Source organism: Paenibacillus sp. Leaf72 (assembly GCF_001422685.1).
Classification (GTDB): domain Bacteria; phylum Bacillota; class Bacilli; order Paenibacillales; family Paenibacillaceae; genus Pristimantibacillus.
In genome coordinates this window covers 334,378-354,867 of record NZ_LMLV01000023.1, presented here as the reverse complement: position 1 = coordinate 354,867, position 20,490 = coordinate 334,378, and the positions used below count along the sequence as shown (strand labels likewise).

Genomic DNA, 20,490 nt, shown 5'->3' with positions numbered 1-20,490 from the left:
GGTGAAATAGCCAGAAGGGATTCGAGGGCATGTGCTACCTCAGGGCTGACAAGCCGAAAGTACTTATGCCGACCGTAAGAATCATGAATCAGCAGGCCTCCTTCTACCATTTTGGATAGATGTGAAGAGGCAGTCTGTGGAGAAATTCGGGCAGCATGCGCTAAATCAGAAGCGGGGATAGCCTTTCATCCAAACAAAGCAATTAGCATCGCAAGACGTGACGGATCACCAATTAGATTAGCTGCCTGTACGATATTCGGCCTCAATTTTGTACTCATGTCAGTCATCTCCTTACATGTATGGTTCGATGACCACCGAAGTATTCTCATGCTACCATAACCTTACAAAATGTAGAAAGAGGAGAATATCATGAACCGTTATGTATTTGGACTGCTAGTTGTGCTTGCCACCTCGCTCATGGGCACTTCATTTGCGATTGGAAAGATCGGTTTATCCTATATCTCGCCCTTGCTGCTTGTGGGGATCCGATTTACGTTTGCGGGATTCATCATGGCCTTATTTGTCAGGATGAAACGGCTGCCTATATCCTATCAGGATGGATCTAAATTGTTCGTAATAGGACTATTTCAGACGACGGGAGTTATGGGATGTATCTTCCTGAGCATGCGTACCCTTCCGTCGGGGGAGACCTCTATACTGACCTTTGTTAATCCGCTCCTGGTCGTAATTTTGGGGACATGGTTCCTCGGCTTGAAATACCGAATATCCCAGTGGCTTGGGGTATGTATAGGATTTGCAGGGGTATTCTTATCCCTAGGATCCCATTTGCAATTAACAACGGGTACCTGGTTGGGGCTGGGAGCTGCGCTTTCGTGGGCTGTAGCCACTATTTTGGTGAAAAAATGGGGGACGCAATTCAATACATGGGTGATGTCGGCTTATCAAATGTTATTCGGCGGTCTCCTTCTGTTATTGCTGAGTGCCGTTATGGAAACGCCGCAGCTTACGATCAATCTAACTTCTGTGTCGGTTGTATTGTACTTGGCCATTATGGGTTCCATTGTGCAATTTGCAGCATGGTATTACTTGCTAAGTCATGGCGATCCTGGGAAAACAAGCGCCTATCTGTTCTTAGCCCCGTTCTTTGGTGTACTCTCGGGGTTCATCATCCATAACGAGACTATACATACGTATGTTTATTTAGGGGGATTTTGCATTGGCATCGGAATATTTCTTGTGAACTGGACTGCATTCGGCAAAAAGCATTCGCATGAATAGGAAGGATAAAGCGAGTTGAATAACCAGAGAGCAGACTTCGTGGCAGCTGCTCCTGTTCGAAGAAAATTAAGTTGTAGATTGAATATAAAGTGAGACAATCATGGTTAAAACCGGCATGCAGCCTATTCTTAGTCCCGCCGCTCACGTTATAGTATAATTTTTCCATTCCGAAGAGGGGAGGTATTTGAATGACTGAACAAACAATAGCAAGCAGATTAGAAGTGTTAGGAATCGTTTTACCAAGTGCAAGCGAACCAGCGGCTAAGTATGCAAACTTCGTAAAAGTAAACGGGTTATTGTTCGTATCAGGTAAAGGGCCCACTGGAAACCCGAAAGGTAAGTTAGGTCAGGACTATACTACAGAAGAAGGTTATCAGTTTGCACGACAAACTGGGATTGAAATTTTAGCTGTACTGAAATCAGCTTTAAACTCGCTGGAGCATGTGAAAAGGGTGGTTAAAATTCAGGGTTTTGTTAATGCCGACGCTAAGTTTGAAGAACATCATAAAGTGTTAAATGGTTGTACTGATCTTATGCTGGACGTGTTCGGAGATAAGGGCATTCATGCACGTTCAGTGTTTGGAGCTGTTTCCGTTAGAGACAATCTTCCAATCATAATTGACTCAATATTTGAAGTTGATGAATAGAAAGGTGTTTTAAGACGGGAGTTCAATAAACCGCCTGTTCAGTTAAGGCGGTTTTCTTATGGTAAAATATCAATATTAGAATTTAACAAAGCCATGAAAATAGAAGAATTCCTCACTTGATTCCAACATGAAAATCCTCCACTTGATGGGCATGTGGCCGTGCCCCATGCCTATCAAGTGGAGGAAAATACTACCTCCCCGAAACAAAAAACGTTATTCTTTCAGTAGACCAACTAATGAAAGGATAGCATTTTATGATACATCTTGGTATTTCAGATGATCTTCATTTGTTTTCACAGGAACTGGAACGACATTTATCTCCTCTTGCACTCACCCAACTAGCCAAAGAAGCAGGATTCGTCACACGAACCAGTAAATATAGTGCACAAGATTTAGTCGCCTTGTGTGTATGGGTAAGTCAACGAATAGCTACGACTTCTCTCAATCAGCTTTGCAGTACGTTAGAAGCAACAACAGGGATTCTCATGAGTCCCGAAGGACTGAATCAGCGTTTTAACGCAGCTGCTGTGCGTTTACTGCAGCGGATCGTTTCGCTTTTACTCAAGCAAACACGCTATACGTCCGGAACGATACCAAGCGAGTATTCTGGCTATTTTTCCCGCATTCGAATTCTCGATTTTACGACCTTTCAGCTCCCGGACAGCTTCGCTGCGTCTTATAAGGGTACAGGCGGATGTAGTCATACCGCTGGTGTTAAAATCCAACTGGAATATGATCTGCAGAGTGGGCAGTTCATTCATCTGCATACGAGTCACGGAAAGGAAAATGACAAAACCTACGGTTCCGCATGTTTACAGGACATTCAATAGAAGGATGTATTCATTCGGGACTTAGGATATTTCTGCTTAGAAGATTTACATACTATCCATGAAAAAGAGGCCTATTACATATCACGCTTAAAACTCAACACACGGGTATATCAAAAGAACGAGAATCCAGAGTATTTTCGGGACGGCACGCTCAAGAAGAAATCGGAATACCTCCCCTTGTCGATGGAAGACATCATGGAAGGTCTACAAGCAGGGGAAACGTTAGAAATTCCTGATGTCTACATCGGCATGTATGAAAAATTACCTGCGCGGCTTGTCGTCTATCGCTTAACGGAAACCCAGATCAAAAAAAGAGACAAAGACCAGGAAATTCGGGAGAAAAAGAAAGGGATTACGTACTCCGAACGCAGCAAGAAACTCAGTGCGTTGAACTTTTATATAACAAATATTCCAATGGAATGGGTACCTGGGATACACCTGCATGACCTGTATTCCTTACGCTGGCAAATTGAGATTCTCTTTAAAACATGGAAATCATTCTTCCAGATCCACCACTGTAAAGAGATCAAACTTGAACGCTTGCAATGTCATCTTTATGGTCAGTTGATCGGTATCTTGCTTTGTTCCTCAACGATGTTTCAGATGCGGCAACTTATATGGCGGAAGAAAAGAGAGCTCAGTGAATACAAAGCCTTTTATATGATCAAGGATTACATGCCATCCTGCATCAAGCCATACAAAAGAATGCCCAAGCCATATCGAAAATCCTGTCTCGTCTGTTTCTTCTGTTAGAAAAAAACGGGCGAAAGTCCCACCGCTATGAGAAAAAAACAGTCTTTGATATCTTAGGTGTTGTTTACGAGTATGCCACGTCTACCAAGAAGGTTGCATAGTTAACGTTTTAAAAACAGCCTCGTCGTTTAGGCTTAATTTGGCATGTTTATTTTTAAGGAAACAATACGACTACTTATAAAAATAGGAGAATGCCTCACTTGAATCCAAACTGAAGGTTCTTAGCTTGATGGGCATGGGATTGAGCCAATATCATCCCATTTTATAGGCAGAGATTTGTTTGAAATGAAATGTAACGATAAACGATAGTTTGGATTAGCCGCTTATTTAGTAAGCGGTTTTCTTGTGTTTAACATGCAATTAATGATTGAAGATAGAGCCTCGTTGCCTCCTTACATGACCGATTTTCGCAAATCGCGGAATGAATTTTAAAAGTTGGGAATAGTAAGGCGTGTAGCAAAACAATATCAAAAATAAATAAGGATGGTGTCTACTGCATGAAATGGGACTGGAGCATTTCCTCTCGCAGGAAATTGGGGAAAACGATTGGGGCCTTATTTCTGGCTCTCGCCTTGATGATGAGCATGCCGAGCACGAGCATGGCTTTTGGAAAAGGTGATCATGGGCCGGATGTATATGTCGTTCAAGGGATGCTGAAATCAATGGGAAGCTATGCTGGCCCAATCAACGGAAAATTCGACAGTTTGACCGTAAAGGGGGTTAAGTATTTTCAGAAAATGCATGGGCTTCCAGTAACCGGTGCAGTCGACAGCCGGACGTTCCAATCCATTACTTATGCTTACAGCCAAGTAAAGTTTCCTTCGGGAGCAAAGGCTAAAAGCGGAGCGAAGGGCAACCTCCGCATTAAAGGAGAAGGCGGAGGCCAAGGTATCGGTGGCGGAGCTGGCCAAGGCGGAGGCCAAGGGATCGGCGGCGGAGCAGGTCAAGGCGGAGGCCAAGGGATCGGCGGCGGAGCTGGCCAAGGCGGAGGCCAAGGSATCGGCGGCGGAGCAGGYCAAGGCGGAGGCCAAGGGATCGGCGGCGGAGCAGGTCAAGGCGGAGGCCAAGGGATCGGCGGCGGAGCAGGCCAAGGCGGAGGCAAAGGCATCGGCGGCGGAGCAGGCCAAGGCGGAGGCAAAGGCATCGGTGGCGGAGCAGGCCAAGGCGGAGGCAAAGGCATTGGTGGCGGAGCCGGCCAAGGCGGAGGCAAAGGCATTGGTGGCGGAGCAGGCCAAGGTGGAGGCCAAGGCATCGGTGGCGGAGCCGGCCAAGGCGGAGGCAAAGGCATTGGTGGCGGAGCAGGCCAAGGTGGAGGCCAAGGAAATGGCGGCGGTGCCGGTCAAGGCGGTGGTCAAGGTATCGGCGGCGGACAAGCTCCTACTACTAACCCTGCTCCAATTGTAACGCCAGCGCCAACTACAGTTCCGGCGCCGACAACACCAGCGCCAACTGTAGCGCCAAAACCAAAATCATATTACTAAAAGAAGTGGAATGAGCAAGTCATTCCGATCCTATACAAAAAAACGAGCCATAGATGAGATTCTATGGGCTCGTTTTATTTATAGGATTATTTTTCAAAAATTTGTTTAAAGTTTATTTAAGGACGGGCAGTTACTTCGCTTGCAAAAACTTATCGATAAATTGAATCGCTTTATCTGTATTCTCGCTGTTCACTCGGACGCCGACGATATAATTTTTCGGTGTGAGCACGGAAAGATTTTTCACCAGCGGGCTGCTGCTGATATCGATGCCGTAGACATGCTCGTCTGGTTCATCCTTCGTCGTTTTTTTGACCAGCTCGCTCTCAGTAACGGAGGATTTCAGCTCGCCGCTCACTGCGTCATCGAGGTTTTGAAGAACGCCCTGCGGGCTAATCCAGTCGAAGCTGGCTGTATCGAGAATGTAGATATCGGGCTTTTCCGTCGCCAGGACAACCATCGCTTTTTGCTGGGAAGCCATATCGACGGCATCTTTAGCATCAAGCGGCACATAGGTCAGGTTAACTTTAAACCGTTTCCATTCGGGAAACTTGTCCAGCAGCGATTGCTCAAGAACAGCCATATCCTGCTTATTGTCCTCTGTAAAATACTCGCCAAAATACATGACCGATAAATCCACCGGCGGCAGGCTTGCCAAGTAGCGCTGCTCCTCGCGATGGTCCATATAAGCTATAACGCCATAAATAATGAGAGCAATCGCCACAATGCCACCGAAAACATGGTATTTATAGTAGCGCCAGAAATGGTCGGTTTTTTCTGCGGCAGACGCCATATTTTTAAACTTTCCATATTCCTTCTCATTGAACGCTTGCTTGAACTTCTGGTCCTCCGCTTCAAGTATCCGTTTATAAGCGGCGGTCACTTGGCTGAATTCATTTGCCGTTGTCTCCTCATTGTCTGCGGTTTGTGCGCGGGAGCGGGATTGGCGGAGCAACAGGGTATAGCGCTTCTCGACCTCTTCTTTTGAAGCGTTTTCGGGAAGGCCCAGCTTTGCGTAGGCTTGTTTTACATCTTCCATGGGGTCACCTCGGCTATTATTTAAAAATATCAGTATAAATCCTACCCTCTAGTATACGGATTTAAGCGGACAAATGCCAATTTTCGCGGTTGTCCGCAGATTCGTGCGTGTGAGCTGGGCGAGATGGACCGGGCATCGAACAGACTGCGGATTCAGTGATCATATGGTATGATAGGAAAAAGCTAGCTTCAAAACTAGTGCCTTGTGTGCGGCAAAGCGCTCTCAAACGAGAAGAAAACGTGCTGCTGCCTTGCGCTTTAAGCTAATAGACAGGGATGGGCTGGCACAAATCAGTCAATACCATAGATTAAGAGCATTGTTGTAATGGGGGATGGACCTTGCTTACCAATAAAACAATTATATTAGGAATTACTGGCGGGATCGCCGCCTATAAAGCGGCTACGCTTTGCAGCCGGCTGGTGCAGGCAGGGGCTAAGGTGCATGTCATTATGACTGAATCCGCCGCCCGTTTCATTACGCCGCTGACGCTCCAGACGCTGTCGCGCAACCCGGTGCATATCGACACCTTTGACGAGAGGGATCCGGCGGTCGTGTCGCATATTCATTTGGCGGATCATGCCGATCTCATCGTTGTTGCTCCAGCCACTGCAAATGTCATTGGCAAAATGGCAAATGGGCTTGCCGATGATATGCTCAGCACGACGCTGCTTGCAGCAACGAGCCCGGTGCTTGTGGCTCCAGCTATGAATGTGCATATGTATGAGCATCCGGCCGTGGCGCAAAATTTACAGACATTAGCGGATCGTGGCGTCATGTTCGTGGACCCAGGCGAGGGACAGCTTGCCTGTGGTTATGTGGCCAAAGGAAGGCTTGCCGAGCCAGAGGAAATCGTACATGCGATTGAAGAGTGGTTCAGCCGCAGCCGCAAGCTTGCAGGCAAGCATGTGCTCGTTACCGCTGGCGGCACGGTGGAGCGGCTTGATCCAGTACGATATTTGACTAATGATTCATCGGGCAAAATGGGCTTTGCCATCGCGGAGGCTGCGCGGCTGATGGGCGCTGAGGTTACCGTTGTCGCGGGGCGGACGACTGTAGAACCGCCTGCAGGCGTAAAGCTGGTGCGGGTTGAATCCGCTCAGCAAATGCTGGATGCGGTCACCGCGCATTTTGAAACGGCTGACATCGTCGTTAAAGCGGCGGCTGTTGCCGATTACCGCCCGACCCAGCAGCATGAGCAGAAGCTGAAAAAGACGGGCGAGACGCTCACGCTTGAGCTGGAGCGCACGATGGATATTTTGCAGCTGCTTGGGGAGCGCAAGACGCATCAGCTGCTCGTTGGCTTCGCCGCCGAAACCCAGCAGATCGCGCATTATGCGATGGATAAGCTGACGCGCAAAAACTGCGATCTCATCGTAGCCAACGATGTGAGCGCGGAAGGGGCAGGCTTCAACGGCGATACGAACGTTGTGCAGCTGTTTGGCAAGGAAGGCTTGATAGAGGCGCTTCCTTTATTGTCCAAGCGCGAGACGGCAAGGCGCATTTTGGAAGTTGCGGTGCAGCTGCTTTCACAGCTTCCTATTCAAAGGAGCTTTGGCGAATGATTGCCAGAGTGATAGTAGATGTGCCGAGCCGCCAGACGGATCGGCCATTCGATTACGAGGTTTCGGCGGAAATGTCCAGCTGGATTGAGGTGGGAAGCCGGGTTGGCGTGCCCTTCGGTGGCCGTGTGCTGCAAGGCTTCGTTGTGGAGCTGGCAGAAGAGGCTGAAGTTGACAGTCGCCGTCTCAAGGCGGTTGCCGAGCTGCTTGATCCGTTGCCGCCGCTGCTTCCTGACTTGATTGGGCTGGCCAAATGGATGAGCGACAAATATTGCTGCTCCTGGACAAGCGCGCTGCAAGCGATGATTCCCGCTGCGCTTAAAGGCAAGGCCGAGCGCTATGTGTCGTTGAACGAATCGCCAGACGAGGAGCAGGAGCAGCTTGCAAGCCGCTTGCCGCAGGAGCTGCTGGATATGCTCTCGCGGCAGCGGCAGACGAAGCTGGAAGCACTGAAGGAACGGTTTCCGCAATATGCGCCGGATATTAAAGCGGCGCTGGAGGAAGGTGTACTGCTTGAGCAGACAGCGATTCGCGACCGTCTGGCCATTCGCAAGGTGCTGACGGTGTTTCCGCCAGCAGATAAGGAAGCGGCTGCGGAAGCATTGGCAGCATGGCCGGCAAAGGCGGGCAAGCAGCGCGACCTGCTCGCCTTCATGCTGGAGCGAGGCGAGCCCATTGCGCTGCAAGCGCTGCTTGCAGAAGCAGGCGGATCACCAGCAAGCGTGCGCGCGATTGCAGGCAAAGGCTTGCTGGAGCTGCGGGAAATAGAGCAGCAGCGCGATCCCTATGCGAGCCGCGAGTTCGAGCGGACGGTTCCGCTGCTGCTCACCGAGGGGCAGCAGAGCGTTTACACCCGCATAGCAGAGGCGGTCACGCGCGGCGAGCCGCAAGTATTGCTGCTGCATGGCGTGACGGGCAGCGGCAAAACCGAGGTCTATTTGCAAGCGATCCAGCATTGTCTAAAGCAAGGCAAGCAGGCGATTGTGCTTGTCCCGGAAATTGCGCTAACTCCGCAAATGGTCGAACGGTTTAAAGGACGTTTTGGCGATGCGGTAGCAGTGCTGCACAGCCGCTTGTCCAATGGGGAGCGCTATGATGAATGGCGCAAAATTAGAAGCCGCAAAGTACAGGTAGCCATTGGCGCCCGTTCGGCGATTTTTGCCCCCTTTGAGCGCATTGGCCTCGTCATTATTGATGAGGAGCATGAGTCTTCCTACAAGCAGGAGGAAAGCCCGAAGTATCATGCAAGAGATGTATCTGTGCAGCGTGCAAGGCAGCATGGCGCAGCTGTCGTATTAGGCTCGGCGACGCCATCGCTTGAATCGTATGCGGCGGCGAGCCGGCGTCCTGCAGAAGGGCGCGAATCATCGCTGCTGCCGATGCCGGATCGCGTTGGTGGCAGGCCGCTGCCGCCCGTAACGGTCATTGACATGCGTGCGGAGCTTGCGGCAGGCAACCGCTCGATGTTCAGCCGCAAGCTGCATGAAGGGCTTGTACAGCGGCTGGAGCGCGGCGAGCAGACTGTGCTGCTGCTCAATCGGCGCGGTTATTCCACCTTCGTCATGTGCCGTTCCTGCGGCTACACGGCGCTTTGTCCGCACTGCGATATTTCGCTGACGTATCATCAGAAGTCGCGGCTGCTGCGCTGCCATTATTGCGGTCATGCGGAGCAGGCGCCGCAAACCTGCCCGTCCTGCGAAAGCGAGCATATCCGTTTTTTTGGTACGGGGACGCAGCGCGTAGAAGAGGAGCTTGCCAAGCTGTTTCCCGGCATTCGGGTTATTCGGATGGATGTGGACACGACGACGGAGAAAAACGCGCATGAGAAGCTGCTAAAGCGCTTCGGCGACCGTGAAGCGGATGTGCTGCTTGGCACGCAGATGGTAGCGAAGGGGCTTGATTTTCCATACGTAACGCTAGTGGGCGTTATTGCAGCGGATACGTCGCTGAATTTGCCGGATTTTCGCTCAGCGGAACGGACGTTTCAGCTGCTTACACAGGTGGCAGGCCGTGCTGGCCGCCATCAGCTGCCAGGGGAGGTCGTTGTCCAGACTTATTCACCCGAGCATTATGCGGTTACAACCGCGCAAAAGCATGATTACATTCGGTTTGTGGAAGAGGAGCTCAAGCATCGCGGCGTCATGGGCTATCCGCCTTATTGCCGGCTTGTACTGGTCACGATGTCGCATGAGCAGCTTGCGCTGCTGTCCTCGGTGTCAGAGCAGGTTGCGGAGCGGCTGCGCGAGCTGGCAGCTGACGAAGGCGTATTAGGACCGCTTGGAGCGGGTTTGCCGCGTGCGCTTGAGGTGCTTGGGCCAGTCGCATCGCCTATATCGAGAATGAAAGATCGCTACCGTTTTCAATGTGTGATAAAATATCGGGGGAACATTGATGTGCCTGCGCTTCTGCGCGGTGCGCTTGCGCCATTCGTTGCAGGCTCGCCTCAGAAGCTTGTGCAGTTCAGCATTGATGTAGATCCGCAAGTCATATTATAGATTTCGTCGTAAAGGAAGGGAACGGCAATGGCCATTCGTATTATTGTAAAAGATCCTGATCCCGTTTTGAGGGAGCCAGCTATGGAAGTTACTAAATTTAATTCCAACTTGAAAAAGCTGCTTAAAGATATGGCGGAAACGATGTATGACGCTGATGGCGTCGGTCTAGCGGCTCCGCAGGTCGGCATTTCCAAGCGTGTCATCGTGGTAGATATCGGCGATGAGAATGGACTGATCGAAATGGTCAATCCGGTCATCGTAGAAGAAGAAGGCGAGCAGCTCGGACCTGAGGGCTGCCTAAGTATTCCGAACTTAAACGGAGATGTGATGCGTTCAGACCGCATTGTCGTAAAAGGTCAAAACTCCGATGGAGAGACGTTTACGGTTGAAGCACAAGGCTTCCTCTCGCGTGCGTTCCAGCATGAGGTTGACCATTTGAACGGCATCTTGTTCACGGATCTCGCAGAGAGCGTGTACGATATTTCCGAAAGACAGAAAAAAGGCGGCGAATAAGGCCATGCGTATTGTATTTATGGGGACGCCGGAGTTCGCCGTCCCTTCTTTGCAGTTGTTAATTAATAACGGCTATGAGGTCGTGGCAGTTGTCACGCAGCCGGACCGTCCAAAGGGGCGTAAGCGGACGCTTACGCCTCCGCCTGTGAAAGAAGCGGCACTAGCCTTAGGCTTGCCGGTATTGCAGCCTGAGCGTATGCGCAGCAGCGAAGCGGTAGAGGCGCTGGCGCAGTATCGCCCTGATTTAATTGTGACCGCAGCCTATGGGCAGATTTTGCCCAAAGGTGTGCTGGAGCTGCCGCGTCTTGGCTGCATTAACGTTCATGGCTCGCTGCTGCCACGCTATCGCGGGGGGGCGCCGATTCAACGCGCGATTATTAACGGCGAGAAGGTAACTGGCGTTACAATTATGTATATGGCTGAAGGGCTGGACACTGGTGATATGATCAGCAAGGTCGAAGTTGCGATTACGGATGAGGATACATCGGGCTCGCTGTTTGAGAAGCTGAGCGCGGCTGGAGCGGAGCTGCTGGAGCAGACGCTGCCAGGCATTATTTCAGGCGAAGCGACGGCTACGGAGCAGCAGCACGAGCTTGCTACTTACGCGCCTAACTTGACGCGTGAGGACGAACGGATCGATTGGGCGAAGTCCGCCCGCCAAATCTATAATCAAGTGCGCGGTCTGTCGCCGATGGCCGGTGCATTCACTTATTTGAACGGCGAGCTGTTCAAAGTATGGGCTTGCGCCAAGCCAGCGGAGACGTCTGGCGCGGGTAGTGCTGCTGCAGCGCTGCCGGGAACGGTGCGCGAAGCAAGTGGAGCGGGCATCACCGTACAGACGGGTGATGGCGTGCTCGTGCTTGCGCAAATTCAGCCAGCAGGCAAAAAAGCAATGTCGGCGGCTGACTGGCTGAAAGGCTCACGGCTGGCTGAAGGGACTGTCTTCGGCGAAGCAAGCATGGCAAACGGTGCAGAGCAATGAGTGAGCAGAAGCAGGTTAAGCCTGCGCAAGGACGCCGCCCGCAGGCCGGGGGCAAAACAGGCAGCAAGTCCCGCACTGCTGGGGCTGCTAAAGGACAAGCGTCCAGCCGGAGCAACCAAGCGGCGGGTCAGGCGGGAGCGCGCAAAAGCAGCTCGACGCGTGTACCTCGTACGCCAAGGGAGCTGGCGCTGGATATTTTGGTAAGTGTTGCTGGGGCCGGTGCCTACAGCAATCTCAAGCTCAACCAGTCGCTGCAGGATGCTAATCTATCTCGTGCGGATGCGGGTCTTGCTACAGAGCTCGTATACGGGACGATTCAGCATCAGCGCACACTCGATTATTGGCTGGCGCGATTCGTGGCGAAGGGCTTTAATAAGCTGCAGCCATGGGTTCATCAGCTGCTGCGGATGAGTGCTTACCAACTGCTGTATTTGGACCGGATTCCGGTGCATGCCGCAGTTAACGAAGCGGTTGCCATTGCCAAGAAGCGGGGACATCAAGGTATTTCCGGCATGGTCAATGGGGTGCTGCGCAGTATGGATCGCAGCCGTGCAGAGCTTGTACCGTCTGCAATTAAAGCTGGATCACCGGCGGAAAAACTCGCGATCCTTCATTCCTATCCCGACTGGCTCGTTAAGCGCTGGGTGCTCGCTTACGGCGAGCAAACAACTGAAGCCATTTGCGCAGCGGGCAATGATTCTCCGCATGGAAGCGTACGGGTCAATCCCGTCCGAGGAACAAGGGCAGAAGCGATTGAGCAGCTTGCTGAGCTTGGACTTGACGCCGAAGCATCGCCGCTTGCTTCCGCAGGCATTACGATTCGCCGCGGCGGCAACTTGGTGGAGACGGCCGGTTTCCGCGAAGGGCTGTGGACGATGCAGGATGAAAGCTCCATGCTCGTAGCCGAGGTCGTCGCACCAGCAGCCGGCATGCAGGTGCTGGATTGCTGTGCCGCCCCGGGAGGCAAAACGACGCATTTGGCTGAGCTCATGGGTAATAAAGGCAAAGTGTGGGCGAACGATTTGCACCCGCATAAACGGCAGCTTATTATTGACCAGTCTTCGCGGCTCGGTTTGACGAACGTGGAGGCCATAACAAGTGATGCAGCGCAGCTGTCTGAGCGTTTTGCCAGCGGTTCAATGGATGCTGTGCTGCTGGATGCGCCTTGCTCAGGCTTTGGCGTCATCCGGAGAAAGCCAGAAATCAAGTGGACGAAGACGGCAGCTGATGTAGCAGCTATTGCGGACATTCAGCGCGAGCTGCTTGAAGCGGTGAGCGATCTTGTTAAGCCTGGTGGTGTGCTTGTCTACAGCACATGTACCATTGAACGGTCCGAAAATGAGGAGCAGGTGGAGCGTTTTCTGCAGGCGCATCCTGAATTTGAACTGGACCGCAACTGGCCGGAAGCTATTGTCCATGCTTTGCAGGAGGCGGGAGCGATCGATGAGGCGTTTAAAGGTTATGCGCAGCTGCTTCCGCAGCATTACGGCAGCGATGGTTTCTTCATTGCCCGCCTGTTGAGGCGCGCCTAATCGTTGCCTGTGGTTCATGATGGACGTTTGTGGTAAAATAAATCATCAGCGGCGCAGGTAGAGAGCTTTTGCCGCGCTATTATACAGTCAGGTGTGATAATTTAATGAAACCTTTTATTTACGACTATACGCTCGAACAGCTGCAAGATTGGATGAAAGAGAATGGCGAGCCAGCGTTTCGCGCCGGCCAGCTGTACGATTGGCTGTACGTTAAGCGTGTAACCAGCTTTGAAGAAATGAGCAATTTGTCCAAATCGCTCAGATCGAAGCTGTTTGACCAATTTCAATTTGTAACGCTCTCCGAAATAACGAAATTCGAATCCAAGGACGGAACTGTCAAGTTTCTGTTCGGGCTGCATGACAACCATGCGATCGAGACCGTTATTATGCGCCATAACTATGGCAACAGCATTTGCGTGACTACGCAGGTCGGCTGCCGGATTGGCTGTACTTTTTGTGCGTCGACGCTCGGCGGTTTGAAGCGGAACTTAACGGCTGGAGAAATTATTGCCCAAGTCGTTGTAGCACAGCAAATGCTGGACGTAACGAATGAGCGCGTATCAAGCATCGTTATTATGGGTTCCGGAGAGCCGTTCGAGAACTATGATGCGACGATGATGTTTTTGCGCACGATGATTCACGAGAAAGGTCTGAACATCGGCCAGCGCCACATTACCGTTTCGACGAGCGGAATCGTGCCGAGCATGTACAAATTTGCCGACGAAAATACGCAAATCAATCTGGCGCTCTCCATTCATGCGCCGAATGATACGCTGCGCTCCAAGCTGATGCCGGTTAACCGCCGTTTTCCTTTTGACGATGTGATGGAGGCTTGCCGTTATTATTTGGCTAAGACAGGCCGCCGGATTTCGTTTGAATACGCATTGATCGGCGGGGTCAATGACCGTCCCGAGCATGCGCAGGAGTTGGCGGATGTCCTTAAAGGGCTGCTGTGCCACGTCAATTTGATTCCGGTCAACCATGTGCCGGAGCGAAATTATGTGCGTACGCCGCGGGAGGATATTTTTGAGTTCCAGCGTATACTGGAGAAAAACAAAATAAATGCAACGATTCGCAGGGAGCAAGGGCATGACATTGCCGCCGCTTGCGGGCAGCTTCGTGCGAAGCACATGGAGTCTACGACGAGGTGATAACGTTTGATTACGGCAAACCTGAGCGATATCGGAAAAGTTCGTCAAGTCAATGAAGATCATTCATGGGTAGGACAGCTGGATAATGGCATCACGTTTGCTATAGTCGCTGACGGGATGGGCGGCCATCAGGCGGGCGATGTAGCGAGCCAGCTGGCAGTGAATACATTCCGTGAAATGCTGGAGCCTATTACGGCGAGACCTGACTTTTCTATTGAGGAAGGCAAAGCATTTTTGCGCAAAGCCATTGTAGGTGCGAATGATGTCGTTTATGATATGGCATCGCGCAATGAGCAATATTATAATATGGGCACTACAATAGTTGCTGCCATGTTTCAAGGGCGGGAAGCCGTCATCGGGCATATCGGGGACAGCCGCGCTTATGTCATATCCAAAAGCTGCATTGTGCAGCTGACGGAGGATCATACGCTTGTCAATGAACTGCTGAAATCAGGGCAGATCAGCGAGAAGGAGGCGGCCGTTCATCCACGGCGCAATGTGCTCACCCGTGCGGTAGGCACCGATGCATCTGTTGAGGTTGATATACAGACGATTTCCTACTCGGCCGATGATTTCATTCTGCTTTGCAGCGATGGGCTGACGAACATGGTCAGCGATGATCAAATTATGCATACAGTAACGAAGGGTGGAGCGAGCCTGAAAGATAAAGCGGAGCATCTCATCCATTTGGCGCTGCGCGCCGGCGGGGACGATAATGTGACCGTCGTGCTGCTGCAAGTAAATTCCAGCGCAGATCGAGAGGAGTGTACAGCTGATGATAGGGCATAATTTAGGCGGTCGCTATGAAATTCTGACTCGCATCGGCGGAGGCGGCATGGCGCTTGTCTATAAAGCCCATGACGTCCTGTTGAACCGCAATGTAGCGGTTAAAGTGCTGCGCCAGCAGTTTGTGCATGATGAAGAATTTATTCGCAGATTTCGCCGTGAGGCGCAATCGGCAGCTGCGTTATCCCATCCGAATGTCGTTAGCATCTATGATGTAGGACAAGAGGAAGATACGCATTATATCGTTATGGAATATATCGAAGGCAGCAATCTTAATGAGATTATTGTGGAGCGTGCCCCGCTGCAGGCGGATGAATCGGTTCGTATTGCCATTCAAATCTGCGATGCGCTCGGTCATGCCCATCAGAATCATATTATTCATCGCGATATTAAACCACATAATATTTTGATTGGTAAAAATGGCAGGGTCAAAGTAACCGATTTCGGTATTGCCCGTGCGGTTACTTCTTCTACAATTACTCAGACAGGCTCCGTGCTAGGGTCGGTCCATTATTTTTCTCCTGAGCATGCGAAAGGGGTAAGCACAGGTGAGAAATCCGACCTGTACTCCCTTGGCATAGTACTCTATCAGATGCTGACTGGCAATTTGCCTTTTCTGGGAGAAAGCCCGATCAGCGTAGCTTTGAAGCATTTGCAGGACACATTTGAGGAGCCGCGTGTTGTGAATCCTCATATTCCCCAAAGTGTGGAAAATGTCATTTTACGGGCGATGCGCAAAAATCCGGGGGAACGATACCATTCGGCCCAGGAAATGCTGAACGATCTGGAAACTTGCCTTGCGCCTAATCGCAGGAATGAGGAGAAGGTTTCATTTGCCCATGTGAATGATTTGGATGAGACTCGTGTCATGCCAGCCATTCGCGGCAGTGATATCCGCCCTATTCGCCAGAGCGAGTCAAGCTATGACAAGGCGGAGGTTTCTTCGGGACAGACGGGCCGGCAGGGAGATAAAGAAGTTCTGAACAAGAAAGCAAAAGGCTGGAAGCGACCGACGATAATCGTGGCTAGCACGCTGGTTGTCCTGGCATTCATTATATGGGGATTCGTAACATTGCTCGACCGGCTGGACGTTGAGGAAGTGGATGTGCCGTACGTTGTCGGCCTCGATTTGGAGCAGGCGACGGCAGAGCTTAAGGAGCTCGGGCTGAAGGTGCAGGAGCCGACGATACGGGAGTACCGCGATGATATACCGGTCAATCAGGTATTTGAGCAGACGAAGAGAAATATGCGCGTCAAGCAGGGCTCGTTCATCCAGTTATCTGTAAGTGATGGGCCGATGCTGAAGAAGCTTGGCGATTACCGGGGCAAGACGCTGCAGGCGGTTAAGGATGAGCTTTCTGCGCTGGGCATTGATCCGGATACGCAAATCGATGTTGAAGAAGTATTCAGCGAGCAGGAAGTGGATACGGTTGTTACACAACAGCCGGAGCCGGGAAAGGATTTTGATCCGAATACGGTGAAATTCCAGTTTATGGTCAGCAAAGGCATGGAAACGATAAAAATGCCGAATTTAATTGGCAAGACAGTAGCTGAGGCTAAAGATATGGTGAAGGCGAATGGGCTGACGCTATCAGACGATGATATTTTGTATGAGCCGAGCTATGTACAGGCCAAGGGCCTTGTGCTTAATCAAGATCAATACAAGCCAAATGACCTTGTTCCGAAAGGCACAAAAATCACCATTCGAGTCAGCTCAGGTCCTTCTGCAGAAGCGAAAGAGCATCAGTTCAATGTTGTCATTTCGCCTGCGAAGGCTGGAAAAACGAGCGAAATCCGCATCGTCTACACCGACTCCAGAGGGCAAAACATTGAATGGGGCAGAAACCAAATTCAAGATACCCAGACGTTTCCCGTAACTGTTGTCCTAGCACCGAATACCGAGGCCATGATTACGATTTATCGGGACAGCCAGTTTGTAGATACGAAATCCGTCACTTATGATCAACTGGCGCAAAGCAGCAGTTCATCTACGGTCACGGTGCCGGGCGAAGACGAACAGGTGACAACGCCTGTTACTGAAGAGCCGGTCGTATCGGAATCGCCAGCTCCTGAACCGACAGTGGAGCCGGACCAATCGGAGGTTAACAACGGCAATGACCAAGGAAGCGACCAGGGAAAAGCGAAAGGAAAAGACAAGGGAAAAGATGAGCAGCAGCCATAATCACGCATCTCTTGAGCTTCGCGGACGCATTGTGAAGGCGCTCAGTGGATATTATTATGTACTGCCTGATGATGCTGAATCTCAGGATGCAACGGTACAATGCCGCGGGCGCGGCGTTTTGAAAAACAAAGGAATTACGCCATTAGTCGGCGACGAAGTTGTGTATAGCTTGACGGAGAACGGCGAGGGGACGGTAGAGCGGGTTTTGCCCCGCTCATCCGAGCTTATACGCCCTCCGGTAGCCAATATTGATGTGGCGATGCTGGTGTTTTCCGTAACGGAGCCAGCGCTCAATTTAACGCTGCTCGATAAGTTTCTTGTACATATCGAGCATGCGGAAATAGAAGCGGTGCTTTGCCTCAGCAAGCAGGATTTGGAGCATGATGGCGAGGAGACAGAAGCGGCTGCTGAAGCCGCTGCTTCTGTCAACCGCATTTATTCGGCCATTGGCTACGAGATATATGGGACAAGTTCCAGACAAGGCAAGGGCATTGAGGAGCTTGCGCAGCGGCTGCAAGGGCATTTGGCGGTTTTTGCCGGTCAATCGGGCGTAGGGAAATCTTCGCTGCTTAATGCGATTGTTCCGGGGCTGCAGCTTGAGACGAATGCGATTAGCAACCGTCTTGGACGGGGGAAGCATACAACGAGACATGTGGAGCTGATTGAAATTGGCGGAGGTTATGTAGCCGATACGCCTGGCTTTAGCCAGCTAGATTTCACCGAGCTTGGCATTGAAGATTTAGGCTACTGTTTTCGGGAAATTCGCGCGTTGTCTCCGGATTGCAAATTTCGTGGCTGCACGCATGTGCAGGAGCCAGGGTGCGCCGTCCTTGCTGCTTTGGCAGAAGGGAAAATCGAACCAAGCCGCCATGAAAATTACTTGCAGTTTTTAAATGAAATGAAAGATAAAAAACGGAGGTACTGACAAACCCATGACTATAATAGCACCCTCTATTTTATCGGCTGATTTCAGCCGCCTCGGAGCAGAAATTTCAGGTATTGAGCAGGCAGGAGCGGACTGGATTCATGTAGATGTCATGGATGGACAGTTCGTCCCGAACTTAACCTTCGGTCCTCCTGTCATTGCGGCTGTAAGGCCAGCAACGAAGCTGCCTTTTGATGTGCATCTGATGATCGAGCGTCCGGAGCTGTCAATCGCGAATTATGCAGCTGCTGGTGCTGATCGGATTACCATACATGCAGAAGCATGTGTGCATTTGCACCGTACGATTTATCAAATTAAGGAGCTTGGCCTTCCGGCAGGGGTAGCTATTAATCCAGGGACTCCTGTATCTGTGCTGGAATCTGTGCTGGGCGATTTGGATCTCATATTGGTCATGACGGTAAATCCGGGCTTTGGCGGACAAAAGTTTATCCCTTATTCTCTTAACAAGCTGCGTCAAATTCGCAGCATGCTTATGGAGCGCGAGCTGCAGCATGTGCATGTACAGGTGGATGGCGGCATCAATGAAGAAACGGCTAAGCTTGTGACGGAGGCGGGCGCGAATGTACTCGTTGCCGGCAATGCGGTATTTGCTCAAGCCGATCGCGCGGCAGCTATATCCGTTTTACGCTAGGTGGCATATCTTATTATGATGTTACATAATGGCTGCTAGGGTTGCGAGTGAATAGGCTTGTATTTCGATGTGGAACGCTGATGTCTCTGGCTCTAGTGGCACAGCTGGTTGCACTTGGGAGGCTGTAATGGAAGAATACGAGACATCTCGAGGGAAGACATGGCTGTGGGTGCTGCTATTTGCGCTCGGGATAGGCCTGCTGCTGGCAGCCTTCTCTATTTTGACTGGGGTAATCAAATACGTTTTTTCTTTGCTTGCTTTGTATTTGATTTTTCAGTTTTTCAAAAGGGTTGAGAAGCTATGGGCACGTATAACGGTTATTGTGCTGGGGCTGCTGTTTTATTTCTTGGCCGTATTGGTTTATACGGCAATCCAATTCGTCAGTGAAAATCCGCCACCAATGGCGTAAGCATTGCGTAGAGGGGTTTTCCACACTCGTTGAAATGGAATAGGACTAAGGTTAAGCGCATAGGATGGTTACATGAACGAAGGTTCGTGTAGCCATTTTTTTGCGTGAAACATAGCATGTGTATGCGGGAAGAAAAAGCATGTAAGTCACCATTTCGATGAGCGTGTCTGAGGAGGGATGGGCATGAAATTTTACACGATCAAGCTGCCGAAATTTTTGGGCGGGTTCGTAAAGGCGATTTTGAATACCTTCCAAAAAAGTTAGTTCCTTTGCAGCCGCCTTCGAATGATCGTGGTTTATGTGAACAATAAAAAGCACCTGAGCCCAGGTGCTTTTTGTCTACCATACAGCATAAAGCTGCAGGAGATGAATTATACGCGAGTTACTTTGCCGGATTTCAGAGCGCGCGCGCTGACATAAACACGTTTCGGTTTACCGTCAACTAGAATGCGAACTTTCTGAACGTTTACTCCCCAAGAACGACGGTTTTTGTTGTTAGCGTGGGAAACGTTATTGCCTGTACCAGGGCTTTTGCCTGTTAGAAAACATTTGCGGGACATGAGTACACCTCCTTCAAGTAGTGCTGAGCTAAAAGCGCATTGTTAGCATAAGCTGTCAGTTATTGCATAAGCAAAACCGCATCGTAGCATAAGCTCCCGGTTCTGCGTGAGCAAAACCGCTTCATTGGCTTGAAAAAGCGTCGAAGAAGCCTGCACAAAAACATACTTTGATATCGTATCATAGTTGTGATGTCTGAGCAACTAAAACTGTTGTTTTTTATGGCGCTTTGCCCAAGGTTGGCACCGTCTGCCCTTCTATAACGTAACAGTTTATAGTACAATAATAAATAGTCAAGGAATTAGCTTGCTTCTTCAGTAGCATTTGACTTTAAACGGGGTAATTCATGCTAGACGGGAAATAGCTGTGAGATCTACACGATAAAGGAGTGAATTTCCATGCCACTTGCGCTCAGCACTGAACTTGGCCAAATTTTCATAACAGAGGAATGCATTGCCGTCATGGCAGGTTCCGCTGCGCTGGATTGTTATGGCCTTGTCGGGATGGCTTCTCGCAAACAATTAAAGGACGGCATTGCTGAGCTTTTGGGCAGAGACAATCTGGCCCGCGGCGTTGAAGTTCGCAGAGAACAGGATAAACTTTATATTGACTTGTATATTATTGTGAGCTACGGCACGAAAATTTCAGAAGTAGCGCATAATATTCAGACGAAAGTAAAATATGTGATGAGCGATGTTATTGGTCTTAACGTGGACCAGGTCCATATATTTGTGCAGGATGTTAGGGTATCTACATAGCA

General features: G+C 50.6%; 18 protein-coding genes and 1 pseudogene. 17 read left to right on the top strand and 2 right to left on the bottom strand.

Annotation, left to right across the window (positions count from 1 at the left end):
• The first annotated feature begins 369 nt into the window (after positions 1-369).
• The 4 genes and pseudogenes from ASF12_RS20235 to ASF12_RS20215 all read left to right on the top strand — a co-directional run bounded on the left by ASF12_RS20235 (position 370) and on the right by ASF12_RS20215 (position 4,950).
• Complete coding sequence (locus tag ASF12_RS20235; RefSeq protein ID WP_056038561.1) at positions 370-1,239, top strand: DMT family transporter; 870 nt, start codon at positions 370-372, stop codon at positions 1,237-1,239.
• A gap of 188 nt (positions 1,240-1,427) precedes the next feature.
• The gene (locus tag ASF12_RS20230) at positions 1,428-1,886 is read left to right on the top strand and encodes a RidA family protein (RefSeq protein ID WP_056038557.1); all 459 of its coding nucleotides are present in this window, start codon (positions 1,428-1,430) and stop codon (positions 1,884-1,886) included.
• A gap of 257 nt (positions 1,887-2,143) precedes the next feature.
• Positions 2,144-3,570, top strand: a pseudogene (locus tag ASF12_RS33845) (IS4 family transposase).
• Positions 3,571-3,966: 396 nt separating this feature from the next.
• Positions 3,967-4,950: a peptidoglycan-binding domain-containing protein gene (locus ASF12_RS20215; RefSeq protein WP_056038548.1), complete on the top strand. Its 984-nt coding sequence runs from the start codon at positions 3,967-3,969 to the stop codon at positions 4,948-4,950.
• A 130-nt stretch (positions 4,951-5,080) separates the two neighbouring features.
• On the opposite strand, the gene ASF12_RS20210 is transcribed toward ASF12_RS20215, so the two are convergent.
• Positions 5,081-5,986, bottom strand: coding sequence for a hypothetical protein (locus ASF12_RS20210; protein ID WP_056038545.1), 906 nt, complete (start codon positions 5,984-5,986; stop codon positions 5,081-5,083).
• Between the two features lie 338 nt (positions 5,987-6,324).
• On the opposite strand from ASF12_RS20210, the gene coaBC reads away from it, so the two are divergent.
• The 12 genes from coaBC (at position 6,325) to spoVM (ending at position 19,436) form a co-directional block, all read left to right on the top strand.
• A complete protein-coding gene (coaBC, locus tag ASF12_RS20205; RefSeq protein ID WP_056038542.1) occupies positions 6,325-7,548 on the top strand; it encodes a bifunctional phosphopantothenoylcysteine decarboxylase/phosphopantothenate--cysteine ligase CoaBC in 1,224 nt (407 codons plus the stop codon).
• Complete coding sequence (gene priA / locus ASF12_RS20200; RefSeq protein WP_056038539.1) at positions 7,545-10,040, top strand: primosomal protein N'; 2,496 nt, start codon at positions 7,545-7,547, stop codon at positions 10,038-10,040. Before coaBC ends, priA begins: the two co-directional genes overlap by 4 nt.
• 27 nt (positions 10,041-10,067) lie before the next feature.
• Complete coding sequence (gene def / locus ASF12_RS20195; RefSeq protein ID WP_046230610.1) at positions 10,068-10,553, top strand: peptide deformylase; 486 nt, start codon at positions 10,068-10,070, stop codon at positions 10,551-10,553.
• A gap of 4 nt (positions 10,554-10,557) precedes the next feature.
• The gene (gene fmt, locus ASF12_RS20190) at positions 10,558-11,535 is read left to right on the top strand and encodes a methionyl-tRNA formyltransferase (RefSeq protein ID WP_056038536.1); all 978 of its coding nucleotides are present in this window, start codon (positions 10,558-10,560) and stop codon (positions 11,533-11,535) included.
• Positions 11,532-13,067 (top strand): 16S rRNA (cytosine(967)-C(5))-methyltransferase RsmB, encoded by a 1,536-nt coding sequence (gene rsmB, locus ASF12_RS20185; RefSeq protein ID WP_056038533.1) that lies wholly within the window; start codon positions 11,532-11,534, stop codon positions 13,065-13,067. The genes fmt and rsmB overlap by 4 nt, the downstream gene beginning before the upstream one ends.
• Before the next feature lie 104 nt (positions 13,068-13,171).
• Entirely contained in the window at positions 13,172-14,218 is a 1,047-nt protein-coding gene (rlmN, locus tag ASF12_RS20180) for a 23S rRNA (adenine(2503)-C(2))-methyltransferase RlmN (RefSeq protein ID WP_056038530.1), read from the top strand.
• Positions 14,219-14,224: 6 nt separating this feature from the next.
• Positions 14,225-15,007, top strand: a complete 783-nt coding sequence (locus ASF12_RS20175) for a Stp1/IreP family PP2C-type Ser/Thr phosphatase (RefSeq protein WP_056038525.1) — start codon at positions 14,225-14,227, stop codon at positions 15,005-15,007.
• Entirely contained in the window at positions 14,994-17,186 is a 2,193-nt protein-coding gene (pknB, locus tag ASF12_RS20170; RefSeq protein WP_056038522.1) for a Stk1 family PASTA domain-containing Ser/Thr kinase, read from the top strand. Before ASF12_RS20175 ends, pknB begins: the two co-directional genes overlap by 14 nt.
• Positions 17,170-18,111 carry a ribosome small subunit-dependent GTPase A gene (rsgA, locus tag ASF12_RS20165; protein ID WP_056038519.1) on the top strand — a complete coding sequence of 314 codons (942 nt, stop codon included), beginning with the start codon at positions 17,170-17,172 and terminating at the stop codon, positions 18,109-18,111. The genes pknB and rsgA overlap by 17 nt, the downstream gene beginning before the upstream one ends.
• A gap of 7 nt (positions 18,112-18,118) precedes the next feature.
• Positions 18,119-18,763, top strand: a complete 645-nt coding sequence (rpe, locus tag ASF12_RS20160) for a ribulose-phosphate 3-epimerase (protein WP_056038516.1) — start codon at positions 18,119-18,121, stop codon at positions 18,761-18,763.
• Positions 18,764-18,890: 127 nt separating this feature from the next.
• A complete protein-coding gene (locus tag ASF12_RS20155) occupies positions 18,891-19,172 on the top strand; it encodes a hypothetical protein (protein WP_056038513.1) in 282 nt (93 codons plus the stop codon).
• Between the two features lie 183 nt (positions 19,173-19,355).
• A complete protein-coding gene (gene spoVM, locus ASF12_RS20150; RefSeq protein ID WP_040711006.1) occupies positions 19,356-19,436 on the top strand; it encodes a stage V sporulation protein SpoVM in 81 nt (26 codons plus the stop codon).
• A 107-nt stretch (positions 19,437-19,543) separates the two neighbouring features.
• Here the strand turns inward: spoVM and rpmB are convergent, their stop codons facing one another.
• Entirely contained in the window at positions 19,544-19,732 is a 189-nt protein-coding gene (gene rpmB / locus ASF12_RS20145) for a 50S ribosomal protein L28 (protein WP_046230617.1), read from the bottom strand.
• 396 nt (positions 19,733-20,128) lie between these two features.
• Here rpmB and ASF12_RS20140 point away from each other — a divergent pair, with 396 nt between their 5' ends.
• Positions 20,129-20,488 carry an Asp23/Gls24 family envelope stress response protein gene (locus ASF12_RS20140; protein WP_046230618.1) on the top strand — a complete coding sequence of 120 codons (360 nt, stop codon included), beginning with the start codon at positions 20,129-20,131 and terminating at the stop codon, positions 20,486-20,488.
• The last annotated feature ends 2 nt before the right edge of the window (positions 20,489-20,490 follow it).

Bases quoted from the DNA above. Each gene is read 5' to 3' on its own strand.
- rsmB (WP_056038533.1), top strand. From the start codon at position 11,532: ATGAGTGAGCAGAAGCAGGTTAAGCCTGCGCAAGGACGCCGCCCGCAG.
- pknB (WP_056038522.1), top strand. From the start codon at position 14,994: ATGATAGGGCATAATTTAGGCGGTCGCTATGAAATTCTGACTCGCATC.
- rlmN (WP_056038530.1), top strand. From the start codon at position 13,172: ATGAAACCTTTTATTTACGACTATACGCTCGAACAGCTGCAAGATTGG.
- ASF12_RS20155 (WP_056038513.1), top strand. From the start codon at position 18,891: ATGGAAGAATACGAGACATCTCGAGGGAAGACATGGCTGTGGGTGCTG.
- ASF12_RS20210 (WP_056038545.1), bottom strand. From the start codon at position 5,986: ATGGAAGATGTAAAACAAGCCTACGCAAAGCTGGGCCTTCCCGAAAAC.
- ASF12_RS20140 (WP_046230618.1), top strand. From the start codon at position 20,129: ATGCCACTTGCGCTCAGCACTGAACTTGGCCAAATTTTCATAACAGAG.
- priA (WP_056038539.1), top strand. From the start codon at position 7,545: ATGATTGCCAGAGTGATAGTAGATGTGCCGAGCCGCCAGACGGATCGG.
- spoVM (WP_040711006.1), top strand. From the start codon at position 19,356: ATGAAATTTTACACGATCAAGCTGCCGAAATTTTTGGGCGGGTTCGTA.
- rsgA (WP_056038519.1), top strand. From the start codon at position 17,170: ATGAGCAGCAGCCATAATCACGCATCTCTTGAGCTTCGCGGACGCATT.
- ASF12_RS20230 (WP_056038557.1), top strand. From the start codon at position 1,428: ATGACTGAACAAACAATAGCAAGCAGATTAGAAGTGTTAGGAATCGTT.
- rpmB (WP_046230617.1), bottom strand. From the start codon at position 19,732: ATGTCCCGCAAATGTTTTCTAACAGGCAAAAGCCCTGGTACAGGCAAT.
- ASF12_RS20235 (WP_056038561.1), top strand. From the start codon at position 370: ATGAACCGTTATGTATTTGGACTGCTAGTTGTGCTTGCCACCTCGCTC.
- rpe (WP_056038516.1), top strand. From the start codon at position 18,119: ATGACTATAATAGCACCCTCTATTTTATCGGCTGATTTCAGCCGCCTC.
- fmt (WP_056038536.1), top strand. From the start codon at position 10,558: ATGCGTATTGTATTTATGGGGACGCCGGAGTTCGCCGTCCCTTCTTTG.
- def (WP_046230610.1), top strand. From the start codon at position 10,068: ATGGCCATTCGTATTATTGTAAAAGATCCTGATCCCGTTTTGAGGGAG.